The following is a 1,306-nucleotide window of genomic DNA, read 5'->3' on the forward strand; positions in this document are numbered from 1 at the left end:
CAGGGGCACACTTACCACTAGGTACACCAGCATTCTTTAACGCTATTTTGCAAGGTGGTTTTGTTATCCTAATGGTGCAAATTTTGATGATTGTTGTCACAGCGTTAGTTTACTATCCGTTCTTCCGTGTTATTGATAAGCAAGCCCTTGCGGAAGAAAAAGCAGCAGAACAATAAGTATATTTTTAAAGAAGTAGGTTAGTCTATGACTAGCCTACTTTTTACTGTGTTTGCAATGAAGATAATACGTTAGCTCTTTGAAGAATATAGCGGATATAAACGCTTTAAATCAAATAATCACTAGAGGTCGCTGTTAGTTTCACAGATAACGGTTCGTAAAATGTGCGCTCAAAAACAGAAAATAGAGATAACCTATTTAGGTGGGAGCTTGATTCATTAAGCTACCAATCAGAGAGGGAAAGAACTAAGCGCCCGATGATTGAACGTTCGTTTTATCTAACTTTAACTTAACTTACTTCCGCTACTAGTGGAAAACGACTAACTCTACATCACTTCCTCTTATAGTGGAAAAACACTCGCTTTAGATGAAAACGTTTTAATTGTATAGTGTAATTAAGATAGATAAACGAGCTAACAAGGGAGGATACGCAATTGGAAAACCAAGAAGTAATCATGGGGATAATCATACATGGAGGCAATGCTAGAAGCGCTGCAATGCGGGCAATGGCAGCCGCAAAAAAAGCAGATTTTGTCGAAGCTGAACAGTTAGTGGAAGAAGCTAATGAAGAGTTAAATAAAGCACACCGTATTCAGACCGATTTAATTCAGGCAGAATCTAGAGGTGAAGCAACAGAGATTTCACTGTTAATGGTTCATGCACAAGATCACTTAATGAATGCGATGACGATTCGAGACTTAACATTAGAAATTATTGATTTAAATAAAAAGATAAATGAAATTTCAGGAGGGAATTAAAATGAAAAACATTTTATTAGTATGTGCAGCTGGGATGTCAACAAGTATGTTAGTCAACAAGATGCAAAAAGCAGCTGAAGGAAAAGGTGAGGACATTAATATTAATGCAACATCAGGCGGTGATATTAAATCTTATATTGGTGATGCAGATGTCTTACTGTTGGGTCCACAAGTGTCTTATTTGAAAGATGACTATACGAAACAATATGGGGGCGCAAATGGTATCCCTGTTGAAGTCATTAATAGTTTAGACTACGGTACAATGAATGGTGAGAAAGTGCTCGATTGGGCGCTTGAGTTAATAAATTAATCTATAACATAATTAAGGGGGAAATTTACTATGGCTATTTCAGGTTTTCAACAAAAGCTAC

2 protein-coding genes are annotated in these 1,306 nt (G+C 36.7%); both read left to right on the forward strand.

All coding sequences use genetic code 11. The features are described from left to right. The first annotated feature begins 611 nt into the window (after window positions 1-611). The gene (locus B494_RS0100415; RefSeq protein ID WP_017470378.1) at window positions 612-935 is read left to right on the forward strand and encodes a PTS lactose/cellobiose transporter subunit IIA; all 324 of its coding nucleotides are present in this window, start codon (window positions 612-614) and stop codon (window positions 933-935) included. A 1-nt stretch (window position 936) separates the two neighbouring features. Further along, the gene (locus B494_RS0100420) at window positions 937-1,245 is read left to right on the forward strand and encodes a PTS sugar transporter subunit IIB (protein WP_017470379.1); all 309 of its coding nucleotides are present in this window, start codon (window positions 937-939) and stop codon (window positions 1,243-1,245) included. The last annotated feature ends 61 nt before the right edge of the window (window positions 1,246-1,306 follow it).

Source organism: Amphibacillus jilinensis Y1 (genome assembly GCF_000306965.1).
In the GTDB taxonomy this organism is placed as follows: Bacteria; Bacillota; Bacilli; order Bacillales; family Amphibacillaceae; genus Amphibacillus_C; species Amphibacillus_C jilinensis.